The 26,442-nt window shown below is 39.3% G+C and carries 24 protein-coding genes; 21 read left to right on the top strand and 3 right to left on the bottom strand.

The genetic code is table 11. From position 1 onward, the window contains the following. Window positions 1-74: 74 nt before the first annotated feature. From IHV09_RS02545 to IHV09_RS02575, 7 genes are all read left to right on the top strand, one after another. A complete protein-coding gene (locus IHV09_RS02545; RefSeq protein WP_197263540.1) occupies window positions 75-650 on the top strand; it encodes a GNAT family N-acetyltransferase in 576 nt (191 codons plus the stop codon). 196 nt (window positions 651-846) lie between these two features. Continuing rightward, window positions 847-3,240: a M14 family metallopeptidase gene (locus IHV09_RS02550; protein WP_197263541.1), complete on the top strand. Its 2,394-nt coding sequence runs from the start codon at window positions 847-849 to the stop codon at window positions 3,238-3,240. A 395-nt stretch (window positions 3,241-3,635) separates the two neighbouring features. Then, entirely contained in the window at window positions 3,636-5,372 is a 1,737-nt protein-coding gene (abc-f, locus tag IHV09_RS02555) for a ribosomal protection-like ABC-F family protein (RefSeq protein WP_197263542.1), read from the top strand. A gap of 252 nt (window positions 5,373-5,624) precedes the next feature. Beyond that, complete coding sequence (locus IHV09_RS02560; RefSeq protein WP_197190590.1) at window positions 5,625-6,599, top strand: bile acid:sodium symporter family protein; 975 nt, start codon at window positions 5,625-5,627, stop codon at window positions 6,597-6,599. A 154-nt stretch (window positions 6,600-6,753) separates the two neighbouring features. Further along, the gene (locus IHV09_RS02565; RefSeq protein WP_197190589.1) at window positions 6,754-8,028 is read left to right on the top strand and encodes an ammonium transporter; all 1,275 of its coding nucleotides are present in this window, start codon (window positions 6,754-6,756) and stop codon (window positions 8,026-8,028) included. 60 nt (window positions 8,029-8,088) lie between these two features. Further along, on the top strand, window positions 8,089-9,066 hold the full coding sequence (locus IHV09_RS02570; RefSeq protein ID WP_197190588.1) for a DUF294 nucleotidyltransferase-like domain-containing protein: 978 nt from the start codon (window positions 8,089-8,091) through the stop codon (window positions 9,064-9,066). Further along, the gene (locus IHV09_RS02575; protein WP_197190587.1) at window positions 9,063-9,791 is read left to right on the top strand and encodes an exonuclease domain-containing protein; all 729 of its coding nucleotides are present in this window, start codon (window positions 9,063-9,065) and stop codon (window positions 9,789-9,791) included. Before IHV09_RS02570 ends, IHV09_RS02575 begins: the two co-directional genes overlap by 4 nt. A gap of 36 nt (window positions 9,792-9,827) precedes the next feature. Here the strand turns inward: IHV09_RS02575 and IHV09_RS02580 are convergent, their stop codons facing one another. Continuing rightward, the gene (locus IHV09_RS02580) at window positions 9,828-10,142 is read right to left on the bottom strand and encodes a MerR family transcriptional regulator (protein ID WP_197127192.1); all 315 of its coding nucleotides are present in this window, start codon (window positions 10,140-10,142) and stop codon (window positions 9,828-9,830) included. A 296-nt stretch (window positions 10,143-10,438) separates the two neighbouring features. Here IHV09_RS02580 and IHV09_RS02585 point away from each other — a divergent pair, with 296 nt between their 5' ends. Beyond that, window positions 10,439-11,737, top strand: coding sequence for an Nramp family divalent metal transporter (locus IHV09_RS02585; protein ID WP_370568783.1), 1,299 nt, complete (start codon window positions 10,439-10,441; stop codon window positions 11,735-11,737). Between the two features lie 28 nt (window positions 11,738-11,765). Beyond that, entirely contained in the window at window positions 11,766-12,119 is a 354-nt protein-coding gene (locus IHV09_RS02590) for a VOC family protein (RefSeq protein ID WP_197264122.1), read from the top strand. A gap of 123 nt (window positions 12,120-12,242) precedes the next feature. Here IHV09_RS02590 and IHV09_RS02595 read toward each other — a convergent pair whose 3' ends face one another. Beyond that, window positions 12,243-13,292 (bottom strand): NAD(P)/FAD-dependent oxidoreductase, encoded by a 1,050-nt coding sequence (locus IHV09_RS02595; protein WP_197190586.1) that lies wholly within the window; start codon window positions 13,290-13,292, stop codon window positions 12,243-12,245. Window positions 13,293-13,476: 184 nt separating this feature from the next. On the opposite strand from IHV09_RS02595, the gene IHV09_RS02600 reads away from it, so the two are divergent. The 12 genes from IHV09_RS02600 (at window position 13,477) to IHV09_RS22760 (ending at window position 25,165) form a co-directional block, all read left to right on the top strand. Further along, the gene (locus tag IHV09_RS02600; protein WP_197263543.1) at window positions 13,477-13,899 is read left to right on the top strand and encodes a DUF1801 domain-containing protein; all 423 of its coding nucleotides are present in this window, start codon (window positions 13,477-13,479) and stop codon (window positions 13,897-13,899) included. A gap of 78 nt (window positions 13,900-13,977) precedes the next feature. Continuing rightward, window positions 13,978-14,124 (top strand): hypothetical protein, encoded by a 147-nt coding sequence (locus IHV09_RS02605; RefSeq protein WP_197127195.1) that lies wholly within the window; start codon window positions 13,978-13,980, stop codon window positions 14,122-14,124. A gap of 339 nt (window positions 14,125-14,463) precedes the next feature. Further along, on the top strand, window positions 14,464-15,696 hold the full coding sequence (gene pepT / locus IHV09_RS02610) for a peptidase T (RefSeq protein ID WP_197263544.1): 1,233 nt from the start codon (window positions 14,464-14,466) through the stop codon (window positions 15,694-15,696). 60 nt (window positions 15,697-15,756) lie between these two features. Next, entirely contained in the window at window positions 15,757-16,119 is a 363-nt protein-coding gene (locus tag IHV09_RS02615; RefSeq protein ID WP_197263545.1) for an NUDIX hydrolase, read from the top strand. Next, on the top strand, window positions 16,120-16,599 hold the full coding sequence (locus tag IHV09_RS02620) for an NUDIX domain-containing protein (protein WP_197263546.1): 480 nt from the start codon (window positions 16,120-16,122) through the stop codon (window positions 16,597-16,599). A gap of 118 nt (window positions 16,600-16,717) precedes the next feature. Then, a complete protein-coding gene (locus IHV09_RS02625) occupies window positions 16,718-17,986 on the top strand; it encodes an aminopeptidase P family protein (protein ID WP_197263547.1) in 1,269 nt (422 codons plus the stop codon). A 638-nt stretch (window positions 17,987-18,624) separates the two neighbouring features. Further along, the gene (locus tag IHV09_RS02630) at window positions 18,625-19,866 is read left to right on the top strand and encodes an ABC transporter substrate-binding protein (RefSeq protein ID WP_197263548.1); all 1,242 of its coding nucleotides are present in this window, start codon (window positions 18,625-18,627) and stop codon (window positions 19,864-19,866) included. Further along, on the top strand, window positions 19,844-21,517 hold the full coding sequence (locus IHV09_RS02635; RefSeq protein WP_197263549.1) for an ABC transporter permease subunit: 1,674 nt from the start codon (window positions 19,844-19,846) through the stop codon (window positions 21,515-21,517). Before IHV09_RS02630 ends, IHV09_RS02635 begins: the two co-directional genes overlap by 23 nt. A 3-nt stretch (window positions 21,518-21,520) precedes the next feature. Continuing rightward, window positions 21,521-22,450 (top strand): ABC transporter ATP-binding protein, encoded by a 930-nt coding sequence (locus IHV09_RS02640; RefSeq protein WP_197190583.1) that lies wholly within the window; start codon window positions 21,521-21,523, stop codon window positions 22,448-22,450. 27 nt (window positions 22,451-22,477) lie between these two features. Beyond that, window positions 22,478-23,131 (top strand): TVP38/TMEM64 family protein, encoded by a 654-nt coding sequence (locus IHV09_RS02645; RefSeq protein ID WP_197190582.1) that lies wholly within the window; start codon window positions 22,478-22,480, stop codon window positions 23,129-23,131. Window positions 23,132-23,141: 10 nt separating this feature from the next. After that, on the top strand, window positions 23,142-23,741 hold the full coding sequence (locus IHV09_RS02650; protein WP_197190581.1) for a CDP-alcohol phosphatidyltransferase family protein: 600 nt from the start codon (window positions 23,142-23,144) through the stop codon (window positions 23,739-23,741). Beyond that, window positions 23,738-25,165, top strand: coding sequence for a dihydrolipoyl dehydrogenase family protein (locus tag IHV09_RS22760; RefSeq protein ID WP_197263550.1), 1,428 nt, complete (start codon window positions 23,738-23,740; stop codon window positions 25,163-25,165). The genes IHV09_RS02650 and IHV09_RS22760 overlap by 4 nt, the downstream gene beginning before the upstream one ends. A gap of 80 nt (window positions 25,166-25,245) precedes the next feature. Here the strand turns inward: IHV09_RS22760 and IHV09_RS02660 are convergent, their stop codons facing one another. After that, on the bottom strand, window positions 25,246-26,322 hold the full coding sequence (locus IHV09_RS02660; RefSeq protein WP_197263551.1) for an FAD-dependent oxidoreductase: 1,077 nt from the start codon (window positions 26,320-26,322) through the stop codon (window positions 25,246-25,248). Window positions 26,323-26,442 lie beyond the last annotated feature (120 nt).

Here is a 26,442-nt window from a genome sequence, read left to right on the forward strand (position 1 = left end):
TTCCAAAATTCGACGAAAGTCCATATTTTTCCTTTTTTGAATTAAGTATACAATAAAGTTAGGAGGAGTTTATCTTGGAAATCAAAGATATTTTTACGAACTTACCAACATTAGAACCAGAGCGTCTTCTTTTAAGGAAAATAACAGTAGGGGATGCACAAGATATGTTTCAGTATGGATCGGATGCAGAGGTTTCACGCTATGTTACTTGGGATGCTCACAAAACAATAGAGGATACGATGGAATTTATCGGTTTCGTGTTAAGGAGATATGAAAGTGCTGATTTAGCCCCTTGGGGAATTGTTTTAAAAGAAACCAACCAACTGATTGGTACGATCGACTTTGTCTCATGGCAGATCAATCATAAAACTGCTGAGATCGGTTATGTGATCGCGAAGAACTATTGGGGTCAGGGCATTACGACTGAAGCAGGTAAGGAGCTTCTGAATTACGGTTTTAAAAACATGAATTTAGTACGAATTCAGGCAAGATGTTTTATAGAGAACGGTGGATCTGAAGGGGTTATGAAAAAGCTATGGATGAAATATGAGGGTACGTTAAGAAAAGCGATGTTTACAAAAGGAGAGCATCGAGATCTAAAGATGTACGCTGTCTTGAAAGAAGAGTTTGAAATGAAAAATAGCCTTTAAAACTTGATAAACGTATCAAGATAAGATCTTCTACCCACTCCCAAATTACTAAATTTACCTTTTATTAATTATTTTTACAAATTTTGTAGTTATAATGATGGGCTTTTTCACTCTCTTTGTACATCCTTAAGTATGATTGAATTTTCTGATAATAAAGTTACACTTACCTTATACATACATAGGAGGTGTGCTTGTTATGAAAAGAAATAAGAGATGGCTATCTTCTGCACTTGTATTATCAACAGTTGCAGGGATTACTTTTTCAACAATGGATTCAGGTATAGCGCCACCGGTTGCTGAAGCTTCATCTCTCAAAATTCAGCCAGCAGAGTCAGTCTCTCTCGTTCAGCTTGCTGTTCCAAACACAAAAGAAGCGATGAGGAAGATTGAAGAATTTGGTATCGATCTGACACACAGGATGCACGTTCATAATGGACAAATTGAAGTAGATGCGGTCGTAACACCATCTGAAGTTGCGATGCTGAAGCTCTATGGAATTAACGTAAAAGAAACTCTCATTACTGAAAACCAACTCAACCAGCGTGCCTCAGAAAGAAGAATGGCAGTTAAGCAAGAACAAAAGCTAACAGCTGCTGAAGAAACAGTAACGATCCTGAGAGCAAACCACTTCACGAATCAATCGGACACATTCCTTTATGTTGAAGCAAAATCCACATCTGGTGCTGTTTCGAGCACAATCCTTACTGCTAAATGGACAGAAAATGGAGAAGAGAAAACCACAACACTGCAACAGATTCAGGATGCTGGAGAGTACCTCTATCATTCCTTTATGCTGCCAGTAACAGCGATACCGAAAGACATAACAATTGAAAGCTCATTAGGAGGATCAGCCACATCTAAAGTAACCGAATGGCTAGGTGAAGGAAAGCCGGACAAGCCTGGAAAACATTATGTAAAAAACTTTGTTGACCATTATATGGATCCAACTGAAATTAACGCGAGAATTGAGAACTTAGTAAAAGAATACCCAGAGCTTGCTGAAATTGTGGAGATGCCGAACAAGACGAACGGATATCGTAGACAAGCTCAAGCGACTCTAGGAACGTTGCAGAACACAGCGGTTGTTGTGACGTCTAGAGACTGGGGACATGAAGGCGGAAATGCAATCAGCATTGAATTGAAAAAGGCATCTGCTGCAGGTGCTCCTCTTTCTGTTGGAACAAGCGGAAACAAAATCATCGTTACGTTAGCAACAGATGCTGCAGGTAACGCGAAAAGTACCGCAAAAGAAGTTGTAGATCTTCTGAATGCAGAAGCTAGTGATCTTGTCTCTGCTACGACTTACCGTGGAAATACAGGTAACGGAATTGTTGAACCTGCTATATCTAACCTTTCGGATAACTTAAAAGCACCTGCCACCGTATCGCGTGATCCTTTTACTGTTAAAGCGATTCGGATCGGAAAGCACCGAGATGGTACTGAGCCTGGTGTACTCGGTTACTCACAAGAACATGCCCGTGAATGGGTAACACCGCTAGTTTCCGTTGAAACCGCTGAACGACTATTACGAAATTATTCGCATGATAAAGAGACAAAGAAACTTGTTGATAATCTTGATATCTTTATTATTCCGTCCATGAATCCTGATGGAGGGCACTATAGTTTCTATGACTTTAATTCACAACGTAAAAACATGACGAACCATTGCTCACCTCATCAGTCTGATAATGGTTATCGCAATTCTTGGGGCGTTGATTTGAATCGTAACCATGATGTGGGTTCTGCATTTGATGGTTATGTTGGAGCATCAACAACGAATTGTTTAAGTGGCACATATGCGGGACCTAGCGAGCATTCTGAACCAGAAAGCCGAAATCTTGTTTGGTTAACGGATGAGAATCCAAACATTAGATTTGCTATGAACATTCATAGCTATGGTGGTTATTTCATGTGGTCACCAGGTGCGTATACGCCAGAACGTGAAACATTGCCTCGTCCGTCTGCTGGTGAAGAAGCTTATTATTGGCAAGCATCTGATCATATTTTAAAAGAGATCAAAAAGCATCGTGGAACGGTAATTCTACCGAGTCGAACAGGTCCGATCCCAGACGTTCTTTATTCTGCCGCAGGAAACTCAGCAGATCACCTCTGGTATGAAAAAGGAATCTACGCTTGGAACTTTGAAGTAGGTGCTGATCTTTGGAACAAAGAAACAAAACGTTGGGAACTGGTTGGTTTTCAGCCACCATTTGAAGAAGGGCATGAGGAAGCCATGGAGTTTTCAAATGGATTATTAGGACTTATTGATGTGGCGTATCAATATTCTAAAGATAAAAAGGCGCCAAAATCAAGTATCACACCAAACGGCGGAAGACACGAAGATAAAGTTAAAGTAAGCTTCAAAACGAGTGAGCCCGCTACGATCTATTACACGTTAGATGGCAGCCGGCCAACGTTTGATTCTCAGAAATTGCAGTTGAGCGGTACACGTGAAGGGCCGGAAACATTAATGTTTGAAAAGACGACAACGTTAAACTGGTTCTCAGTCGATGCGAGCAAAAACGTAGAGAATCGATACGAACCAGGAAACAATAAGAAGTACAACACGAAGACATTTTTCATTAAGTAACCATTAAAATGGGAAGAGGCAGAGAACATGAACAGCTTCTTCCTTTCTTAAATTGACTTGCATTAAAGGAAGCATTGACATTTTTAATATACGTCCATATACTAACAATTGTAAGTTGAAGTCATTTTGGAAAGGAACGGTACTACGCTGATGTGGAAAACTCTTATTTTCTTAGGCTAACTCTAAACTAGTGAGACCTGGAGAATAGGATAAGTCTGCCCATTTTGCGTATACACGTACCATATATCCTTATGATTTTCACACAAAGGACTTTTTTGTTCTTGTGTTTATTTGGATACGTGTCTTTACCATATTGTGCGAACCGACCAACCTCTCTGGGCATCCAGGGAGGTTTTTTTGTGGCCTCCTTAACGACCATGAAAGAGGTGAACTGCATGACGACAGTATTACAAGTTAAACGATTGCAAAAAAAATTTGGTGATAAAGAAATTTTAAAAGATATCTCATTTGATATTAGGCAAGGTGAAAAAATTGGACTAGTAGGATGGAACGGTAGTGGAAAGACAACACTCGTTAACATCCTTATGAAATGTATCATCCACGATGATGGATCGATTACGACGTGGCCGGCAAATCTGAACATGGGATATCTGCCACAATCAACAGATTATGTGTTAGATGTTGACCAGGAGTTGCTTAAAACAGGTGAAGAATTAATGGCTACTAGCAAGAAGTTAGGACTTCAGAAACATCTGCTCACAAATGAAGAATTACATCATTTAAGTGGTGGAGAGCGACTTAAGGTATCCATCGCTAAGATATGGGCGAATCATCCTGAGTTCTTGATTTTAGATGAACCGACAAATCATTTAGATCTTCAAGGGATAAATTGGCTTACTGAAGAGGTTCAGAACTATAGAGGTGCAGCCATTATCATATCCCATGACCGACATTTTCTTGATCAATCAGTAGAGAAGATATTTGAACTAGAAGACGGTGTTCTTACCATTTACGAAGGAAACTATTCGGCGTATAGAAAAGAGAAACAACGCCGTTTTGAGCAACAACAAAGAGATTATGAGAAGCAACAAAGAAAAATACACATGATCGAACAGCAAGTGAACACGTTAAAAACGTGGTCTGATAAAGCTCACCGAGAAGCAGGTAAGGGAGGAACGGCAGCCGAGAACAGACAGATGGGGCTCAAAGAATATGAAAGGATGAAAGCGAAGAAAAAAGATAATCAGATCAAGTCTAAATTGAAGCGTTTGAATCTAGAACTCTCGAAAACAGGGATCGACAAACCCATTGAAGAAAGTGACGTTTTCTTTCAATTTGATTGTGCAGGAAAGAGGGGAAAAAGACTTATTGAAACCCGGGGTCTAACAAAACAATTCGGAGATCGAACCCTTTTTAAAGAAAGCCACTTTTATATCAAACATGGAGAAAAAATAGCATTACAAGGACCAAACGGATCTGGTAAGACAACATTTATTAAGATGTTACTTGGGGAGGAGTCTGTAACAGAGGGGGAAATTTGGAAAAGTGAATCGATGAAAATTGCCTATCTATCTCAAGATGTGAACGACCTGCCCGAAGAAAAAACGGTTTATGAATACTTTGATCTAGAGGAGAGGCATCAAGTGACGCAGGCAAGGACGATCTTTGCCAACATGGGAATTGAGGACCGCAAACTTTCGAAGCCAATCCGGCACTTAAGTTTGGGTGAGCGAACGCGGATAAAACTGGTGCTAATGATTCTGCAGGAATATGATGTGCTCGTTTTGGATGAACCGACGAATCATCTCGATCTGCCGAGCCGGGAGCAGTTAGAGGAAACATTGTCACAGTTTTCTGGCACACTTATCATCGTCTCACATGACCGATTTTTCGTTGAAAAGCTGTGTGATAAACTGCTAGTTATTGAGAATCAGCAGATCAAGAGGATAGAGATGGGCCTTGGTGAATACGAAGAACAAAGTAAACGTTCTACAAATGAAGGTGCTCAGCATCTAGCTGAAGAATTAGTTTTAGTAGAAAACAAGATTACAGAAATGCTTGGGAAAATAAGTTTTTGTAAAACGGGGACGGATGAGTACAGAGCGGTTGATGAAGAGTTACGACTATTAATGAGTAAAAAGCGGCAGCTCGTACAAAAAATATCTCTGTAAAACAAAGTCAGGTGGAAGTATCCGCCTGGCTTTGTTCAGTTGGATGAGCCTGAAAATTGATAATCACATAAATTTTTGAAGGAATCACATAAAAAATGGAGTCGATCACATAAAAGTAAGACCTCATCACATAAAAGTAAGACCTCATCACATAAAAAACACATATAATCACATAATTCTAAATTTTTAAGCAATAACCATTGAAATTTCAGATAACTCGTTTATACTCTCTTAAAAAGGAGAGTGACAACCATGAGATTTTTAGAGAAAGTAAGTAAGACAGCGGGCAACACCTTTGCGATTTGGGTGATACTTTTTGCCATTGCAGCATTTTTGATTCCAGAAGGCTTCACATGGATCGCTCCCTATATTCCTCTTTTATTAGGAATTATCATGTTCGGGATGGGGTTAACCCTTTCGCTGAATGATTTTAAAGCAGTGTTTCAAGCTCCAAAGAGTGTTTTTATTGGTGTGGCAGCACAGTATACGATCATGCCGCTTCTTGCGTTTGGACTAGCAACGGCATTTAAATTACCAGCAGAAGTAGCAGTAGGGGTGATTTTAGTAGGTTGCTGTCCTGGTGGAACGGCATCAAACGTGATGACTTTCCTAGCAAAAGGTAACACCGCTTTATCGGTTGCGGTGACATCCGTGGCAACACTGCTCGCACCGATCTTAACACCAGCTCTAACGCTGCTGTTTGCGAGCAAATGGCTTTCAGTATCTGCGGGCAGCTTGCTGTTATCAATCGTTCAAATTGTAATCGTACCAATTGTATTAGGTCTAGTTGTAAAACTCTTATTCCGTAAACAAGTGGAAAAAAGCGTGGCTGCACTACCACTAGTATCAGTAGTTGGAATCGTAGCTGTAGCATCAGCTGTTGTAGCAGCAAACGCAAAACAAATTGCTGAGACAGGATTATTAATCTTATCCATTGTGGTTCTTCACAATGTGCTAGGACTTTTAATCGGTTTTCTGATCGCGAAAGGTTTGAAGTTGGACTTTGCCGATCAAAAGGCCATTTCCATTGAAGTCGGAATGCAGAATTCTGGTCTAGGTGCGGCGCTTGCAGTGGCTCACTTTTCGCCGTTGTCTGCAGTGCCGAGCGCAATTTTTAGTGTGTGGCACAACATATCAGGACCATTGCTTGCAACATGGTGGGGAAAGAGAACGGAACGTGATGACGTACAAACGAGCACTCACACTACATCATCTAAAGTGGTTTAACAGTGAGAGAAGCAAACCTTTATACATTGTGGGGTTTGCTTTTTCTTTTATTAATTGTTCATTTCAAAAACCATGTTAGATAATCTTACATGGGTGTAGAATCTGCGCCAGAACTGTATAGAATGAAAGAAACAGTTCAGTAGGGGGCGTTCAGATGGAAGATATCATGTTTTCATTAAACAGTGTTTGGCTTGTGCTAGGTGCACTTCTTGTCATTTTAATGCAAGGCGGGTTTATCTTACTTGAAGCGGGATCGACTCGAATGAAAAATGCCGGCCACATTGCCGGAAAGACTGTCTTTACGTTTGGTTTAGCATCAATCGTATTTTGGGCAGTTGGATATGGATTTATCTTTGGAGGTAACTCAAACTTTTTTATCGGGTTGTCTGATTTTTTCTATTCAGGTGATCAAGCTGAGGGAATGGCCTACTCGACAGCGGCATTCTTCATGTTTCAGCTCGCGTTTGCAGGAATCTCGTTAACAATTGCGTTTGGAGGATTTGCTGAACGAGCGAAATTATCAGCCTATCTCGTGTTTGCTATTCTTTTCTCTGTAGTGGTCTATCCGGTTGTAGCTCACTGGATTTGGGGCGGAGGTTGGTTGGCAGAACATGGTAAGCAGGATTTTGCAGGGTCTACGGTAGTTCACTTAACAGGTGCGATGGCAGCCTTTGCAGCGACGATTCTCTTAAAACCGCGTATCGGAAAGTTCAATAAGAACGGTACATCTAATAACATTTTCGGTCACAACCAAGTGTACACGGCTTTAGGGGTTATCGTCCTTTGGGTAGGATGGTTTGGGTTTAATGGAGGAAGTACCTTTGTAGTTGATGATGGATTCTTTGGATTTGTTGCGTTAAATACAAATCTTGCTGCTGGGGCAGGTGCGGTTGCCGCACTGATTATTTCATGGATGGTCCTTGGTAAATCGGACATTCCGACAATATTAAACGGTGCGTTAGCAGGTCTGGTTGCGATCACAGCTTCTTGTGCATTCGTTGAAACATGGGCAGCAGTTCTGATCGGATTTGTTGCAGGAATCTTAGTATTCTATTCTGTTAAATTTTTCGATAGATTAAAAGTAGATGATCCGATCTATGCGTTGAGCGTTCACGGAGCAGCTGGAGTATGGGGGACGTTATCTACAGGGTTATTCGCTACGCCAGAACTTGCTACAGTAGGGAAGCCCGGATTGTTCTACGGCGGTGGATTTTCTCAGGTTGGCGTTCAAGCGATGGGTGTGTCTGTGTCAGCGTTATACGCATTTGTTGTTTCCTTCGTTCTTTTATACGCTATGAAAAAAGTCATGAAAGGTCTTCGAGTTTCTGAAGAAGAAGAAATTATCGGTCTGGATGTTAGTGAACACGGAAACTACGGTTATCCAGAGGCGTTCATCGCGAACGAAGAAAAGAATAGAATCGCAAATTAATAGTGGATAAAAGCATTGGGGTCTATTCCTCAATGCTTTTATCACATAGGATGTGTAAAAATGCCTTATTCACAGATAAAAAAATGGCGTGATAATAAATGGAACGACCATCAAGATTCATCTCATGCTTTAAATGATTTTCATGATGAACTGATGATGAAAGTATTCGATGCAGCTCTTGAAAGGCATATCTCAGAGTTTGGTCCAGTTCCTTGCCGTTATACGTGGTTTGTAATGGGAAGTGCAGGTAGATTTGAACAAGCGATCATCTCAGATCAAGATCATGGTCTGATCTATGAGGAAAGAAACGAAAAAACGAATCGATACTTTATTACATTCGGAAAAGAATTAGCGAATGGGTTAAACGAAGTTGGTTATCCGTATTGTGATGGAAATGTAATGAGCTCAAATCCTATTTGGAGTAAATCAATAATAGAGTGGGAAGAGCAGCTGTCAAAGTGGCTAACTGAAGAGAGCTTTGAGAGTATACGATTTCTTCTGATCTTCTACGATGCGCGAGTGCTTATTGGTGAAGAAGCATATTGCAAGAAACTTAAACAAATCGTACATGATTACATTAAGAAGAATCCGCGTTTTCTAGAACGCTTGTTAGAAAATACACAGCATGTAAAAAAAGCGGTCGGGTTCTTTCATCAATTTTTAACAGAACCACATGGCGCGCATGCAGGCAGTATAGAGCTAAAGCAATCAGGTTTCTTTCCGTATGTTAATAATGTGCGTTTGCTTGCAATGAAAGAAAGTCTAGAAGCTACTTCAACTCTTTCAAGACTAAAAGCGCTTAATAACATGTCTAAATACAAACAAAATCTTAGTTGGTGCGCTAAAGAATTTGAAAAATTGCTTCATTACAGGCTGCAGTATCATAAAAAAAATACAGAAAACTATGATGATATACACTACTTAAACATTAAAGAACTCAGTAAAGACGAGAAAAAAGAGATGAAACATATTCTATTAAACGGTCAAAAACTCCAAGAATATACTCAATCCGTCATTAAAGGAACGATAGAAACATGAGGATGAATCCGCTTATTCAATTTATGAAGCAAGTACAGGGGAAAATTAACTCAAGTGTTTATGCGTCGTTACAAGGGCAATCTAGTCCTCAACATGTCGCATTTTTAAGGCAGCTTGAAAAAGAGTTGAAAATGGAAGAGAGTTTAACTGTACCCCTCAATGATTTGAATGTAGTGGTTTTTGATCTAGAAACTACTGGTTTTTTTCCTGAGCAAGGAAACCAGATTCTATCAATCGGTGCTGTGAAAGTAAAAGGTGGAGAAGTAAGGCGTGAAGAAACTTTTTATTCTCTCACGCATTGTAAGGGTCAGCTTTCTCATGAGATCAAAGAGCTTACAGGAATTGAAGAGAGTGAACTTGAGAATGCGCCTCAATTATCCAAAGTGCTAGTAGATTTTTATGATTTTGCAAGAGGTCATGTCCTCGTGGCTCATCATGCAAGTCACGAAAAGAAGTTTCTGCAACATTATAATTGGAAGCTATTTCGAAGTCAGTTCAAACACCGAATAGTAGATACTTCATTTTTACTAAAAATTGCTGAGCCAAACGTTAATCTTGTTACTTTAGAAGATTGCTGTAAGCATTGTAACGTGCCTGTGATTGATCGACACCATGCCTTAGGAGATGCGAAGATGACGGCTGAGCTTTGGAGTGTTTATGTAGCACGCGTTCAAAAGTTAGGAATTAAGAATTTGAGAGAGGTATATGAACGACTCTCGAGATGAAACAGCTGGCACCATGAAATGTGGAGCCAGCTGTTTTTAATTTCTCATATTAAATTGAGCGTTAATCTGTCCGCGAATCATTTTATTACGTTCGTCACGTTTCTGTCTTTTCGTAAGTTCTTTTTTAATCTCAAATGTTTGTACACCATCTTCAATTTGATCAGCAATTTCCATAAGACGTTCCACATCCGAAAATGAGTATTTACGCGTGCCTTTACCTGTTCTTTCTGGAAAGATCAGTTTTCTTTCTTCGTAGTAACGGATCTTCCGCTCTGATAAACCAGTAAGTTCACTGATGATACCGATAGACATGACCTTTTTATCTTTATAAGATGATTTATCAACAGGCATTTTGAGCCTCCTATCCTAAGAAATGCAAAACCAGACAATTCTAAATATTGTTATATATTATATCATATTGATGTTAGGTTTTCTTACATATATTTTATTCCAATACATTTTTCTTGGTGAATACAATTTTATACCGTTGTTTAGTTTCTTATAAGTATGAAAGAAGTCATTTTCTAAAGAGCTGTTTTAAAGAAGGAATGGGTACAAAAGGAGTTGATAAAATATTCAGACATATGACATAATTAGCAGATGTTCTATTGAAAGCGTTTTATTTAAGGGAGAAGGAGGAGCTGAAATTGAACAATGAAGTGAAATTAAACAATGAACTTAATACTGTTGCTGCTAGTGAACCAGTACCACCTCAAACGATGGGTCAAAAGTTAAAAATGATCGGTCCGGGTTTCGTAGTAGCAGCAACTGGTGTAGGTACAGCAGATTTAGTAACTGCCATTGTAATCGGTACCTCATTCGGAATGACTTTTGTATGGGCCATCGTAATTGGTTCTATTTTAAAGTATTTCTTAAACGAAGGAGTTGGCCGCTGGTATCTCGCGACAGGTCAAACTATTCTACAAGGTTGGCATTCATTAGGGAAGTGGGCGACTGGCTATTTCGGTGTTTACTCCGTTATCTGGGGCTACATTTACGGTGCCACCGCAGCGATGACTTGTGGACTAGGTATGCATGCGATGCTTCCGATCATGCCGATCTGGGCTTGGGCAATCGTTCATTCCCTATTAGGTTTTGCACTTGTTTGGACAGGCCGTTACTTGCTTTTTGAAAGAATCATGACGGTATTAATCGGTGTCATGTTTATCACAATTATTGGTACATCATTACTCTTTTTGCCTTCAATTGGTGAATTTGCGGGTGGTTTTGTACCCAAAATGCCAGACGGATCGCTCATGTTAGCTCTTGGATTGATTGGAGGAGTAGGCGGTACGATTACTATGGCTTCTTATGGATATTGGCTAAGAGAAAAGAATTGGAAAGGAAAAGAATTTGTTCCCATTATGAGACTCGATACGAAAGCAGCCTATGTAATTACAGGAATCTTCACTATGGCTGCACTCGTAATCGGAGCTAAGTTCTTATTTGGAACGGATGTAAAGTTAGAAGGAGACCAAGGTCTTCTTAATCTTGCAGAACTGTTAGGTCAAGAATTCGGAACACCGTTACGTTGGTTATTCTTAATCGCGTTCTGGTCTGCTGCTTTTACTTCACTTCTTGGCGTTTGGAACGGTGTGCCTTATCTGTTTGCGGACTTCTTAAGAACAATCAAGACGAACAAGGAAGACTTACATTCGGTTAAGCCGGTTACGGAAAAAGATAAGTCATATCGTGCTTATTTAGCGTGGCTGACATTCCCTCCAATGCTGATCTTCTTTTTAGGAAAGCCTGTTCAGCTGATAATAATATATGGTGTGCTAGGTGCATTGTTCATGCCGTTTCTTGCAATCTCACTCATTATCTTATTAAACTCTAAAAAAGTTGATGTTGAGTATCGCAACAAGTGGTTAACTAATGCCGTCTTGATTGGGTGTCTTCTCATGTTCGCCTTTTTAGGAATAAATGAGCTGCAAAAGCTGTTTTAATAGGGAGGACTTTGCTATGAAGAAGAATATCGGAAAAGTTGTAGGTTTTGAACTTAGCAGTCAAGAACCTGAAAAGGCGGTAACTTTCTATCGCAATGTATTTGGGTGGCAGATTGCAGAACCTCAATGGGAGTATTGGGCAGCTACAACTACTGAAGGTGAAGATAAGAATGTTAATGGTGGAATCGCAAAAGGTCAACAAGATTTTCCACATGGAACTCGTATTCAAATCGAAGTTGAAGTTATTGATGATGCGATTGAGCATGCCGTTCTTAACGGAGCGACTATTGTAAGAGAAAAGATGGAATTTGAAGAGTTTTATCTGGCTTACCTTAATGATCCAACAGGTATAGGTTTTGGATTAATACAGAATAAAAAATAAAATACGAACAAATAAAGCTCAGAGGCTGCTCTGAGCTTTTTGAAAATTTAATGGACGATAGATACTAACACCCGACTAGAACCATTACGGGTTAAAAAAGGTGTTTTGTATGTGAATGATCTATTATCTCACCATCTGCTTGACGAGCTCGCGATTACGTTCTTTAAACACCTCATTATGTGAGGATACCATCGCAACTTTTTGTGCATCGGGCTGGATGAACTGCTTTGCTTTATTTACTGCATTTGCAGCGTCTTGAAAAGCACCAGAGATTAAATTTAGCTTTCCATCATGTTTGAGGATATCCCCAGCTGCATACAATCCTGGGATAGATGATTCACTATTAGCATTTCCTGCGATATAAAAGTTGTCCGCTAGTTCAATGTTCAATCCTCTGTTACCTAACAGAGATGTATCTTGTTCATAGCCATGGTTAATGATGACTTCATCTATAGGAAGGTAAGAGATCTCACCTGTTTCGTGATTCGTTAACTCGATCTGTTCAATAACTTCATGGTTGGGACACGCAAATAATTTTGAGATCGATGTGTTAAAAATGCAATCAGCACAGCTGTTCATCAATTGTGTTACTTGCGCTTCATGTCCAGCTAGATTTCCTTTTCGATAAGTTAGATACACTTTTTTAGCGATCGGAACTAATTCATTCGCCCAATCGATTGCAGTATTTCCGCCACCTGATATAACAACAGTCTTATCTTTAAAATGCTGAAGGGATTTAACCGTATAGTTTAAGTTTGACACTTCAAACCTTTCAGCACCTTCGATATCTAGTCGTTGAGGATTCAAGATACCGCTTCCAACCGCAACGATAACCGTTTTAGAAAAATGCTGCTCACCGGAAGAACCTTGCAAAATAAAAATTCCATTCTCATCTCGTGAGATAGATTCTACTTTTTCATTTAGTGCTACTTCAGGATGAAACGTAAGTCCTTGTTCCACGAGTTTTTCAATAAGTTTTGCACCAGGAAGTGGAGTATGTCCTCCAACATCCCAAATCATCTTTTCTGGATATACATGAATTTTTCCGCCTAACTGCGGTTGAAATTCAATAATTTTTGTTTTCATTTCACGAAGACCACTGTAAAAAGCTGAATAAAGGCCTGCTGGACCGCCGCCGATAATGGTAACATCGAAAACGTTATGTTGATCCATAATGTTCGCTCCCTTTTTGGAACATAATATTGATTATCATTCTCAATTAGTAGTATACAATCAGTTTTAAAACTTTACAATCAGGAAATTGAAAGTGTTAGAAAGAAAGGGGATTAGCCGAAGATGTAGAAGGTTTAGACATAGAAGGTTTATCTCCAAAATTCACATTAAAAAGGAGCAATTTATGTACGAGCAAAAGACAAAAGAAACCGATCAGAGTGTCGTGGAGTTTATTGAGAGTGTAGATCAACCAAAAAAGAGAGAAGACGCATACAAGCTGCTTGATATATTTACACAAACAACTGGATTTGAAGCGAAGATGTGGGGACCGAGTATTATTGGATTCGGCTCCTATCATTACAAATACAAGACAGGGCATGAAGGGGACGCGCCTCTTGTTGGCTTCTCGCCAAGAAAAGCAAAGACTAGTCTGTATTTTGCCCCAGGGGACCCAGGTCGAGCTGAGCTGCTTCAGCACTTCGGTAAGCATACAACGGGTGCCGCTTGTGTATACATTAATAAACTAGCTGATGTTGATGTGGATGTGTTAAAAAAACTAATCAACAATTCTGTTGAGTTTTTGTTAAAAACGTATCCTCAAGAATAGGTATCTGTACGGAGTAACGATCGTCAAGAATTTGTTCGTGCTCTCAGGTTCCTTATTCGTAAAGGAGGTGAGCCGATTATGAAGAAAGGTACTAAACCTAATAAAAGCGGAATGGCAATCGGAATTGCAATTGGTGTAGCAATCGGCATTGCACTTAAAAACGTTGGATTAGGTATTGGTATAGGCATTGCATTAGGAATTGCTTTTGGTCTTGGACCAAAATAGAATGATATTTGAAAAGGAGCCCGATAGGACTCCTTTTTTAATTAATGTTTTTTATGACAGCCGCAGCTTTTCTTCTTCTTTTTCTTGCAACGCTTACATTTTAGATAGATATAGTGTGAAGAAGACTCACATTTGTCTTTTTTCCAACAACCCATTTAAATCACCCCATTATTTTCACAACACCTTTGTTTGGTGCTGGTAATACATCATATGCAGAAAAAGGACAAGTTGATTAGACGTCAAGAGGAGTAAAAACGTACATTTTTTTGTAATTCAGCAATATGTAATGTTTTGTAAAACATGCTATCATAAAGCAAAACACTAGGAGTTGATTGAAAATTGAAACAAGAAATAATGGATCGGTTTATTACATACGTAAAAGTAGATACACAATCTGATGGAAGAAGTGATACGACTCCATCTACAGAAGGTCAGTGGACTCTGGCAAACATGCTTGTTGAGGAACTAAAAGAAATTGGTATGGAAGAAGTAACAGTCGACAAAAACGGATATGTTATGGCGACATTACCATCCAATTCACATAAGGAAATCCCGGTCATCGGGTTTCTTGCACACGTAGATACAGCTACTGATTTTACCGGAACGAACGTTAAACCGCAGATCGTTGAAGACTATGACGGAGAAACGATTATCTTAAACGAAGACTTACATATCGAATTGTCTCCAAATGACTTTCCTAGTTTAATAGATTATAAAGGACATACATTGATCACAACAGACGGCACAACATTGCTCGGTGCAGATAATAAAGCGGGCATCGCTGAAATCATGACTGCGATGAAGTATTTGATCGAACATCCAGAGATTAAGCATGGAAAGATCAGAGTGGCTTTCACTCCGGATGAAGAGATCGGACGCGGTCCTCATAAATTTGATGTGGCAGCGTTTGGAGCAAAGTATGCCTATACGATGGATGGCGGCCCTTTAGGTGAATTAGAGTATGAGAGCTTTAACGCGGCTAGTGTTAGAATTCGTATTTTAGGAAAGAACATTCATCCGGGATCTGCAAAGAATAAGATGGTTAATGCGGCGAAAATTGCGATGGAACTGAATGGTAAGCTTCCTGTTGAAGAGGCGCCCGAGCATACGGAAGGCTATGAAGGGTTCTATCATTTAACGGGTCTAAAAGGTGACGTAGAACAAACGGATATTTCATATATCATCCGCGACCATGACAAGGAACTTTTTCAAAAGAGAAAAGATAGAATGCAAGAGGTCGTGGACGAACTGCGTGAAAAGTATGGACAAGATAAGATTCAATTAGATATGAACGACACGTATTATAATATGAAAGAAAAGATTGAACCTGTAAAAGAGATTGTTGATCTAGCTTCTCAAGCGATGAAAAAGCTAAACATAGAACCAAACATCAAACCCATTCGAGGTGGTACTGACGGATCACAGCTGTCATTCATGGGTCTGCCGACTCCAAATATCTTTACTGGCGGAGAAAACTACCACGGCCGTCACGAATTTATCTCGGTCGATAATATGATCAAAGCAACTAACGTCATTATTGAACTTGTGCAGTTGTTTGAGCAGGAAGCGTAACCTATAAAGCTAACCAACTTTGTTTTGGTTAGCTTTTATCTTTCACTAAGGGGAGTAAAGATGTTAGCGCAAGGTGTTGTTATTTCTGATGGAAAGGTTCTATTAGTAAAGCAAAAAGTAAAACGTGGGGACATTGTATGGAACTATCCGGGTGGGGGAGTTGAACCTGGCGAGACTTTTGAACAAGCATGTATACGAGAAGTGTTGGAAGAAACGGGCTATACCGTAAAAATAATAAAACCACTGATTCAAAGAAAAGAAAAACAAGCATTTCTTTGTGAACTAATCTCAGGAACGCTTACAATCGAGGACGATGAAGACATCCTTGATGTACGCTGGATCGACCTACAAGATGATATGTATTTTGATGATGTTTCAAGACCTGTGGTTGAAATGGTGATAAATAATAGGGAGGTTGTGTAAATGAGCTATCCTATTCGTGTTAGAGCAGGTGCTTTAATTATTGAAAATGATGCGATTCTTTTAATTGAGTTTCATGATGAGAATGGACTTCATTATAATTTACCGTCAGGTGGTGTTGAAGCAAATGAATCTGTAAAAGAAGCAGCAAAACGTGAGGCGAGAGAAGAGGCATCCATTGATGTAGATGTAGGTCCACTCGCGTTCACTTATGAGTATGCGCCGCATCTGACAAAAAATAGATACGGAACGATACATTCACTAGGAATGATGTTTGAATGCAACAGGGTTGGAGACTCCGAACCTAGATTACCGGATAAGCCAGATCCGTACCAAACTGGCGTAAAATGGATTCCTCTAGAGGATTTGGAACATATCATTTTGTATCCGAGAGTACAAAATCATATTAAGGAGTATGTTAAACACAAACAGATCAATTCTTTTATTGAAGAACATTTGTTAGATACCTATCAGAAAGTATAGGTAACGCATTTATAAAATTCTGAAAAAAGCTGTTAATGCTATGGAAAAATCTTTATACTATAGATATATATATAAATAAACTAATCAGTCGATTTTAATTATTTTAAGGAGGATCCACATGGAGTCTTATTTTTTTGAACGTAATCGTAGTAGATTAAAAGAATTGGTGCCGAATGAATCATTAACCATTCTTTTTGCAGGAAAAGCTCCGCAAAAATCAGCAGATGAACAATATCCGTTCACACCAAACCGAAATTTTTACTATCTAACTGGGATTTCGGAACAAAACGTGATCCTCGTGCTAAAAAAGAGCGGTGGAAAATTTGAAGAAACACTTTTTATCGTAAAAGCTGATCCAGTCATGGAAAAGTGGGTCGGGAAAACCGTGTCTAAAGAGGAAGCAGAACATCAATCTGGCATAAAAGATATTAAATATGTGGATAGCTTTGAGTCGTTTGTTGCCAGTCAATTCTTTACAAATCAAGCTCAGCACGTTTGTTTAGATCTAGAACGCCGTGGATGGACGGGTGCCCCATCTGAAACATCACAATTCGCAAAACATATTCGAGAGCATTATCCACATGTGACGATTCACAACGTATATCCTGAAGTTGCTGAATTGCGTGTGTTCAAAACAACAGAAGAGATTCAAAAGATTAAAGAAGCGATCTCCATTACGAAAGAAGGCATCTATAATGTGCTGAAACACGCGAAAGCTGGAATGAAAGAAAATCAGCTCGAAGCACATTTTGACTTTACTTTAAAATCAAACGGTGTGCGTGATTTCGCGTTTAAGACGATTACGGCAAGCGGAAAAAATGCTACGATCCTTCATTATGAGCATAACAGCGCGCAAACGAATCCCAGTGAGCTCGTTCTTCTCGATCTAGGAGCACAAAAGGATTATTATAATGCGGATATCAGCTATACGTTTCCAGTAGATGGTAAGTTTACAAATCGTCAAAAGGTTCTCTACAATATCGTACTTAAAGCGCTAAAGGAAACGACGGCTATCATTAAGCCAGGTCTTGCCTTTGCCGAACTCAATATTCATACGAAAAAAGTGTTAGCAGAAGAGTGCAAACGTATCGGATTGATCGAAAATGATGATGAGATCTCTAAGTATTATTATCATGGTGTGAGCCATTTCCTTGGACTTGATACACATGATGTGGGTTCTTACAAAGACCGCATTTTAGAGCCTGGAATGGTGATTACAATTGAGCCTGGGCTTTATATCGAGGAAGAAGCGATCGGTATTCGAATTGAGGATGACATCTTAGTAACGGAGGATGGATTCGAGAACTTATCCAAAGATATTTTCCGTGAAGTAGAGGAAATTGAAGAGTTTATGGCTACTCAAGGTGCTCATGCGGTAAAAGCTTAATAGGTTTTGAAAAAGAGGTCCTTTGTCAAAGGCCTCTTTTTTTACGCTCTTTTCTAAAGGCTGTTTTCGTATTCATTGTTGCTTTTGACAGTTTTTGATTTCCGTTGCAGATGCTCGCTTTCCGCGGGGCAGGCAGTGAGCCACATTCGTATGTTTCACTTTTAAGTGTCTCACCTGGCTAGTTGCAGTGGCTAGCCCCTCGAGGTCAAAAGGTGAACGGTCAATAAGGCAAAATGCGCCTTCCTAGCCCATTCACCTTTTGCTTGTCGGGGCTGGACGAGCCACTTCCACTTTTCTGACTGCCCGCCTTAAGAAGTTCCTTGCTCCTGCGTCTACAAGTGATGCTTCGTAGTAAGCTTCCTCGTCGCATGCCTTGCAAGGAGTATCTCATGTGGTAGGCACGCACCTTCCACTACAATCAATGTCAAAGAAGAAAATAAAAAAGACTTGAAAATAGCCTTTTTTTTTCTCGTTTTTCTTGAGATTCATAGCTTTCAATACATACATAAAAAAATATACAAAATTTCTTCAATATTTGTACGTGAGTTGGACAAAAAAAGGGAAACAATAAATTACCAATAAAAAGAATGAACCAAACGAAGAGAAGAAACGTTAGCTTAGTGGAGGGTGAGTAAACGATGAAAAAAATGAGATTGTTGGTTTGGATAATGCTGTTTTTATTCGTGTCAGCATGTTCCCCATCAACGGATGCAGCAAAAGAATCTAAAGCCATCTTGAAAAAAGATTGGCGAGAAATTGAAGAGACCACTAAGAACAAGACAGTAAGAATGTACATGTGGGGTGGAGACACAGGGATCAATCGTTATATGGATGATTGGGTCGCTCCACGGTTAAAGAAAGAATATAACATTACATTGAAACGAATACCGATGGATGCACCAGAATTCTTAAAAAAGCTATCAAATGAAATAAGAGCAAAGAAAGATGAAGGAAACATGGATATCATCTGGATCAATGGCGAGAATTTCAAAAATGCAAAAGACAATGGGCTGTTATTTGGTCCCTTTGTTGATAAGATGCCTAACTACAAAAAATATGTGGATGCTAAGTCATTAGATATTCAATATGATTTTGGAACAAAAACAGAGGGCTTAGAAGCACCTTGGGGAAAAGTGCAGTTCGTTTATCAATATGATGAAGAAAAGGTGCCAAATCCACCTCAATCATTTGAAGAATTAGCTCAATGGGTAAAAGAAAATCCAGGGAAATTTACATACCCTGATCCTGCAGACTTTACAGGTAATGCTTTTGTTCGTCAATTATTTTATGAATCTAGTGGAAACGTAAAAAACATTTTGGACAATGGATATGATGAGGATTTTGCCCAGAAAAATAGTGTGAAGATGTGGGATTATTTGAACGAGATCAAACCTTATTTATGGAGAGAAGGGAAGACATATCCGAATAATCTAACAGAACTTGATCGTTTGTACAGCAAAGGCGAAGTATATATGACGATGGGTTATAACGAGGCGCGAGCAGAGAAATTAATGAAACAAAGTGTATTCCCCGCAACAACGAGATCGTTTGTTATGAAATCAGGTTCTTTAGGAAATGCTCACTTTTTAGCGATTCCTTTTAATAGTCCCAACAAAGAAGGTGCGATGACGGCTATTAATTTTATGCTATCTCCTGAGGCTCAGTTAACAAAGTTAGACTCGGAATTTTGGGGTGAAAATATGTCACTTGATCCAGCGCGACTTTCATCGGCAGATCAAAAAAAACTTCAAACCATCAAACGTGGAGAATCGGTTTTACCCGCTGAAACTTTAAAAAAATATTTGCAGCCAGAAATAGATTCAGAGTACGTTGCTTGGCTGAAGGAGAATTGGGTTAATGAAGTGGTTCAGAACAAGTAATCCTTATGTACTTTTGTCTCCAGCTGTTCTAATAACCATTCTTCTCCTCGGCTATGGAATAGTAATGGCGTTTCTAGAGAGTATTAAGTACTACAATCAACCAACCTTAAGCGTTTATCGAGAGCTGTTTAGTGATGAAATCTTTATCACATCTATCCTATACAGTCTTCGAATTGCTTTTATATCAACGATTCTTTCCATTCTAATCGGGCTGATCATTGTCAGAGCACTATATCCGATTCTAAAAGATAAGTTTCCGAAGTTAATCGCCTGGATGCCAATGGTCTTTCCACATTTCATTTGGGGATATATGCTGTTTCTTCTCTTTTCCCAAACGGGGTATATTTCTTCGTTATTAAGTGGAATGGGGCTAATTGACCTGCCCAATGAGTTTCCTGTTCTGTTTAAAGATTCTTTTGGAATAGGTATCATTATCACTTACGTGTGGAAAGAGGTACCTTTTGTCATTCTGATGCTTCTTCCCGTATATGAACAACTATCGAACGCTCAAAAAGAGCTAGTGTATACACTTGGAGGGCGAAGATGGGATGTCTTCTGGCATGTTGAGCGGCCGTACGTTTTTCCTGTCCTGTTAGAGACGTTTTTTATCATCTTTGCTTTTGTTGTTTCCGCTTATGAAGTTCCTGCACTCCTAGGAGCAACCTACCCTAAGATGATTCCTGTCATCAGCTATGACTGGTTCTTTGGATCAGATTGGACAAAACAGCCGTACGCTTTTGCGGCAATGTTTCTTTTGACAATATTTATCGTTCTTATTGTCTTTCTAACATACGTGTTCACTAGGAAAGGAAGGATCCACTTATCTCAAAGCTCTGGATCATTTCACAATTTAAAAGCAGAAAATAGTAAGTATTCGAGAGTCCTGTTTTTTACTATGTTAGGAATGACGTTTCTGCCTATATTCATACTAGTTTTGACTAGTTTTGTCCAAGAGTGGGCATATGGCGAGCTTTTTCCAAGCTCATTTACGACCCGAGGCTGGTACGAAATGCTATGGCATGGTTCAAAATTTACAGAGGCGATCTATACTTCGTTAGGCATCAGCTTGCTAGTATTATTGCTGAATCTATTGATTGGACTTCCAGCTGCGAAAGGTCTGGCGTTTCATATCTTCCAAGGTAAAAGTGTAGTAGAGACGTTATTATTGTCACCTATCTTAATACCTTCTATTGTAATTGCGCTTGGTGTACATCTAACTTTTATTAAGCTTGGAATTGCTAATCATTGGACAGGAGTAGTCATTGTCCACCTATTACCAACTCTTCCTTACACGATAAAAGTGTTGCGCGCAGGATTTGAGCGAATCGGCAAAAGACAGGAAGAAATTGCGGTTTCTCTTGGTGCTGGTGCATGGGGGATATTCCGAAATGTTTATTTGCCACAGCTCATTCCGAGTATCCGAAGTGTTGTTTTTCTTGTTACTGTGATTTCACTCGGACAGTATTTTTTAACCGCACTTATCGGCGGTGGAGAAGTTAACACGATGGCAATCTTATTCTTTCCTTATTTTCAAACAACAAATGATGCAGTAATCGCAAGTTTTTCGATATTATTTGCCATGATACCTATAGCTGTGTGGCTGTTAATCGAAGGTGCTTTAAGACTACTTATTCCAAAACAACCGAGGTGAAGAATGGAATCTCATTTTATTGAATTAAGTGACATCAGAAAAGTTTACAAAGATAAAGAAGTACTGAATTTGAACCAATTGAGTGTAAAAAGGGGAGAGATTATTTCCGTAGTCGGTCCTTCGGGTACTGGGAAATCTACTTTACTTCGACTGATTGCTGGATTAGAGAAGACAGACACTGGAGAGATCAAGATTGATGGTGAATATTTAACAAACGTACCTCCACAAAAAAGGCCGGTAGTCTATATGTTCCAAGAATCACTTCTATTTCCGCATATGAACATCTTAGAAAATGTAGCTTTTGGACTAAAGATGGCAAAAGTCAGTAAAAATAAGAGATATGATAAAAGTAAAGAAATGATGAAAAGAGTGGGCTTAGAAGGTTTAGAATCTCGTTTTCCTCACGAGATTTCTGGTGGTCAGAAACAACGGGCAGCTTTGGCACGGTCTCTGATCGTACATCCTAAAGTTCTTTTATTGGACGAACCTTTCTCCAGTCTTGATATGGAACTTCGAAAAGAGACGAGGAGATGGATCAAACATCTATTAAAATCGGAAAACATAACCGTTTTGTTCGTCACGCATGATTTGGAGGAAGCGATGGCTTTTGGAGATCGTGTAGCCGTGTTAAATGAAGGTAGGCTCCAACAACTCGATCGTCCACATTTTTTATATGAATCTCCAGTTAATGCATTTGTAGCTTCGTTTCTTCAGGGGGGCATATGGACAAAAGAGCGCTTCATCCCCGTAAGCTGTCTTAAGATGGGACGAAATGATGATCAAAATGGAAGAAGTGCTGAAGTGATAGAAACCTATTATCAAGACGGAAAGTTTCATAGTGTTTTATCTATCGAACATTCAGAGGCTGTTATTACACTAACAACTGAAGAAAAGGTGAATGTTGGTGAACAGGTAAAGGTTTACGAAGGATAAGTGGTGTTAAGATTGGAGAAATAAGAGATGAAGAAGACGACTTTCTCTATTATATTTTTTGTTATTTTGGTTGTTTCACTTATTGTTTTGAATCAAACGGTTCTAGACGTTACTCCTCGATCAGTTCGTAGATGGATCTTAACAATGGGAGCTGTGGCACCTTTCGTATATGTTTTATTGTATTCCGTTAGACCTTTCGTTTTGTTTCCTGCTTCTGTTCTTTCTTTGACAGGAGGTTTAGCATTTGGGCCGGTGTGGGGATTCATTCTTACTCTTACTGGAGCTACGATTGGCGCTCTTCTTGCCTTTTTTGCTGCAAGAAAGATAGGGGCTCGTCGAATTGAATCTAGATGGGGAAGGAAATTGCACAAATTACAGAACGTGCTAGAAAAGAATGGATTTTTAGTCATCATCCTACTTCGGCTTATTCCGATTTTTCATTTTGATCTGATTAGTTATGCAGCGGGGATGTCTAAAGTAAAAAGCATCCAATTCTTTTTCGGGACATTAATAGGCATTGTTCCAGGAACTTTTGCTTATACGTTTCTAGGTGCGAGCACGGCAGCTGATACTTCAACCATCCTTTATATTGCAATAATTTTATTTATAATCATTACAGTTCTTCCCGTACTATATAAAAAACAGATCAAACAATACCTATCGGTGGAAGATCAGAAGTGAGGAGAAGTATATGCTAGATACTCATGCAAGAAAGTATGTGCAGCCGACTATTCTGAGTACGGCAAAGCTATTATTGAAAGCGGGACTTAGTGCGAATCAAGTTACTTGGATCGCTTTTATCATTGGGACTTCATCAGGTGTTTGGATCTATTTTGATAGACCGATCCTAGCTGTATGTGTCCTATGGTTTTCAGGGTTTCTCGATGCAGTTGATGGTTCGATGGCACGACTTACAAAACCATCTCCTTGGGGAACTGTATTAGATATTACGTTTGATCGAATTGTAGAGATTAGTGTGATCATTGGGTTAGCGCTTGCGTTCCCTGATTCACAGCTAGCACTTTTGCTCTTATCCGTGTCGATTATCGTTTCGATGACAATCTTTCTTACAGTAGGGGCAGTGAGTGAGAAGCAAGGCATGAAGTCATTCTACTATCAAGCAGGTTTAGCTGAACGGACAGAAGGCTTTATCTTGTTCAGTCTAATGATCTTATTCTCAAATTATTTGACGCTCATAACATTATTATTTTTTGTGATTGAACTTTATACAGCATTGCAAAGATTGCTTGAAGCTAAGAAAATCTTGCAACACAAGGAGAGAGAGATGTGAAGAAGTATGATGTTGTCATTATCGGCGGAGGTGCTGGAGGGCTTACAGTAGCTTCTGGAGCTAGTTCTCTTGGCGCGAAAGTAGCACTAATAGAAAAAGAACGGAATCTTGGTGGTGACTGTCTTCACGTTGGCTGCGTACCTTCAAAAGCTCTTATACAAGCTTCAAAGGATATTTTTACTGCTAGAACCAAAGCGAAGGAACTTGGTCTTGATGTTTCTGGATCTGTTAACTTAGGAAAGGTAAATGAGCGCGTACAGCAATCCATACGTGTGATCCAAAAGCATGATAGTGATGAACGGTTTACGTCACTAGGTGTCGATCTGTATAAGGGAACGGGAACATTCACTTCAGCAAACACTGTGAGAGTTGATGACCAAGAGATATACGGGAAAAGGATTGTAATTGCTGCCGGTTCACAACCTCTCGTACCGCCGATCGAAGGTTTGCAGGAAGCGGGGGTTTGGACGAACGAAAACTTATTTGAGCAAAGAGAATTGCCAGAGAAGCTTGTTGTGATTGGCGGTGGTCCCATAGGGCTGGAACTATCACAAGCTTTATCACGATTAGGCTCCAAAGTTACTATAGTTGAAAAAGGAAAAAAACTCCTATCAACTGAGGATGAAAGTATCCAAAAAGCAGCGCTTTCCATATTGGAGAAGGAGTTAACGATTCAGTTAAATTCAGAAGTCAAAAAAGTAGAAATAACATCAAACGGAAGAAAAAGAGTCACGATACAAAAAGGTAATGAGCAATATACAGAGGAATATGACCAGATTCTTTTGGCTGTCGGTAGAAAACCAAATAGTGAACGTTTGAATCTGAATGTTGCGGGGGTGTTTCAAGATGAGCGAGGATTCATCCCAACAAATGAAAAGTTGCAGACGAATGTACCTCATATCTTTGCAATCGGAGACATTAACGGCAAATTTGCTTTTACACATGTAGCTGGGGAAGAAGGAAAAGTTGTCGTTCAGAATGCAATTCTTGGTGTACCAAAGAAAATGAGCTATGATCACATTCCCTGGAATATTTATACCCAACCTGAGATTTTTCATATAGGCATGACGGAACAAGAAACGCGAAAGTTAGGAATTAAGTTTTCGGTTTATGAAGTTCCTTTAACAGATGTTGATCGGTTTATCTCAGATCAAGAAGCGGATGGATTGATAAAAATTATTACCGACCAGAAGGGTAAGATCCTAGGTGGGCATGCGATAGGAAATGGTAGTGGTGATTGGATGCAGGCTGTTATCTTTGCAATGAAAAAGGGGAGCAAAATTGGAGACCTTTCACAGATGATCTATCCATACCCTAATCATGCCGCTGCTATTCAACGAACCGCTGATTTATACTGGAGGAGTAAGTTGTTTAGCGGAACATTACCAAAACTAACAAAAAAGTACATCAGTTGGTTTAGATAGAGTGGTACGAGCAGAAAATGTTCTGCTCGTTTTTTTGAGGACTTAATCAAAAGAATTTCATAAATAAATTGCGGCTTGAATTAAAGGTGCTTGTTCATGAATTTTTGATCAATTCTATTCTTTAAGCTCCATGCCCATTTTCCATAAGTGACAAAATTACCATAAGTAAATAAACCGTGCTTTTCACCGGTCGAAAGGATAGAGACGAACTTTTTTTGTGGTTTGAACGGTACTAGTGGTCTGCCTGTGATTAAACGCTTAATATTTTTCCATAAAACAGGTCCTTGTCTAACCGCATAGACACCATTCTTCGGAAGATTAGGATAATCAGCCAAAGAGACACAATCACCAGCTCCAAACACATACGGATAATCAGCGTTCTGTAGTGTGTCATCAACGAGTAAATACCCTTTTTTGTCAGTCGAAAGCAATGCTTGTTTAAATAGAGAGCTTGCTTTTGGTCCGGTTACGGGCAGGATTGCTGAATACGCTATCTCTGTATCCTTATCAGTAATGATGATGTTGTTCTTCAATTTCTCTATCTTTTCATTTTCGTAGTATACGAGATTATGGTCATTAGCAATTTCTCTAATTTTCTGTGTCGCTTTGTTTCCATAAGAATGAAGAAGTGGAGAGGAGCTGATCAAGGTTACCGGGTTTTTCAAACTTTGATTTTGTCGCCAAGCGAATGTCGATAGGGCAAGCTCTACTCCAGCAGAACCACCTCCGACAATAACAGGGTTTTCGCTTGAGCGAAATTCTTTAATCTGCTCTATAAAGCGGTAGTTTGGTTTAATGTTCAAGCCAACAGTTTGGGTTAAGTCCGATGAGATACCAGAACCAATATCAAAAGAAATCACATCAAAATAATAGATTCCTCCTGAAAACCCTAATAACACTTTCTGCATGGGATCAAAAGAGATGATGGTGTCCTCTATAAACGAGACTGAGGCTCGACCGCATAAAGACTCTAAATCAATACGGATTTCATCTTTGTCATAAAGACCTTCTGTAAATCCTGAAAACATCCCTGAATAATATTGATATTTTGACGATGTAATAAGTGTAACTTCTAAATCACTAATTTCTTCATGCAAAAGACTACGGAGAATGGAAAGGTGAGCATGTCCACCACCGATTAATAAAAGCTTTGTCAATATGAACACTCCAGTTAAGTTGATGAGTATTTTTACTTAATCATATAAGGATGATGTAAATCGTGCGAATGATTTGTTTACTTAAAGGTAAAAAAAGAGAAATGTAACAAATGAGTTGGT

The sequence above is a fragment of the Fictibacillus sp. 23RED33 genome, assembly GCF_015903925.1.
Classification (GTDB): Bacteria; Bacillota; Bacilli; order Bacillales; family Fictibacillaceae; genus Fictibacillus; species Fictibacillus phosphorivorans.

What these genes read in the sequence shown, in the direction of transcription:
- IHV09_RS02570 (WP_197190588.1), top strand. Translation starts at nt 8,089, where the DNA reads ATGCCTTATTCACAGATAAAAAAATGGCGTGATAATAAATGGAACGAC.
- IHV09_RS02605 (WP_197127195.1), top strand. Translation starts at nt 13,978, where the DNA reads ATGAAGAAAGGTACTAAACCTAATAAAAGCGGAATGGCAATCGGAATT.
- IHV09_RS02650 (WP_197190581.1), top strand. Translation starts at nt 23,142, where the DNA reads ATGCTAGATACTCATGCAAGAAAGTATGTGCAGCCGACTATTCTGAGT.
- IHV09_RS02580 (WP_197127192.1), bottom strand. Translation starts at nt 10,142, where the DNA reads ATGCCTGTTGATAAATCATCTTATAAAGATAAAAAGGTCATGTCTATC.
- IHV09_RS02630 (WP_197263548.1), top strand. Translation starts at nt 18,625, where the DNA reads ATGAAAAAAATGAGATTGTTGGTTTGGATAATGCTGTTTTTATTCGTG.
- IHV09_RS02635 (WP_197263549.1), top strand. Translation starts at nt 19,844, where the DNA reads ATGAAGTGGTTCAGAACAAGTAATCCTTATGTACTTTTGTCTCCAGCT.
- IHV09_RS02560 (WP_197190590.1), top strand. Translation starts at nt 5,625, where the DNA reads ATGAGATTTTTAGAGAAAGTAAGTAAGACAGCGGGCAACACCTTTGCG.
- IHV09_RS02600 (WP_197263543.1), top strand. Translation starts at nt 13,477, where the DNA reads ATGTACGAGCAAAAGACAAAAGAAACCGATCAGAGTGTCGTGGAGTTT.
- IHV09_RS02575 (WP_197190587.1), top strand. Translation starts at nt 9,063, where the DNA reads ATGAGGATGAATCCGCTTATTCAATTTATGAAGCAAGTACAGGGGAAA.
- IHV09_RS02550 (WP_197263541.1), top strand. Translation starts at nt 847, where the DNA reads ATGAAAAGAAATAAGAGATGGCTATCTTCTGCACTTGTATTATCAACA.
- IHV09_RS02640 (WP_197190583.1), top strand. Translation starts at nt 21,521, where the DNA reads ATGGAATCTCATTTTATTGAATTAAGTGACATCAGAAAAGTTTACAAA.
- IHV09_RS02645 (WP_197190582.1), top strand. Translation starts at nt 22,478, where the DNA reads ATGAAGAAGACGACTTTCTCTATTATATTTTTTGTTATTTTGGTTGTT.
- IHV09_RS02620 (WP_197263546.1), top strand. Translation starts at nt 16,120, where the DNA reads ATGAGCTATCCTATTCGTGTTAGAGCAGGTGCTTTAATTATTGAAAAT.
- abc-f (WP_197263542.1), top strand. Translation starts at nt 3,636, where the DNA reads ATGACGACAGTATTACAAGTTAAACGATTGCAAAAAAAATTTGGTGAT.
- IHV09_RS02565 (WP_197190589.1), top strand. Translation starts at nt 6,754, where the DNA reads ATGGAAGATATCATGTTTTCATTAAACAGTGTTTGGCTTGTGCTAGGT.
- IHV09_RS02595 (WP_197190586.1), bottom strand. Translation starts at nt 13,292, where the DNA reads ATGGATCAACATAACGTTTTCGATGTTACCATTATCGGCGGCGGTCCA.
- IHV09_RS02625 (WP_197263547.1), top strand. Translation starts at nt 16,718, where the DNA reads ATGGAGTCTTATTTTTTTGAACGTAATCGTAGTAGATTAAAAGAATTG.
- IHV09_RS02615 (WP_197263545.1), top strand. Translation starts at nt 15,757, where the DNA reads ATGTTAGCGCAAGGTGTTGTTATTTCTGATGGAAAGGTTCTATTAGTA.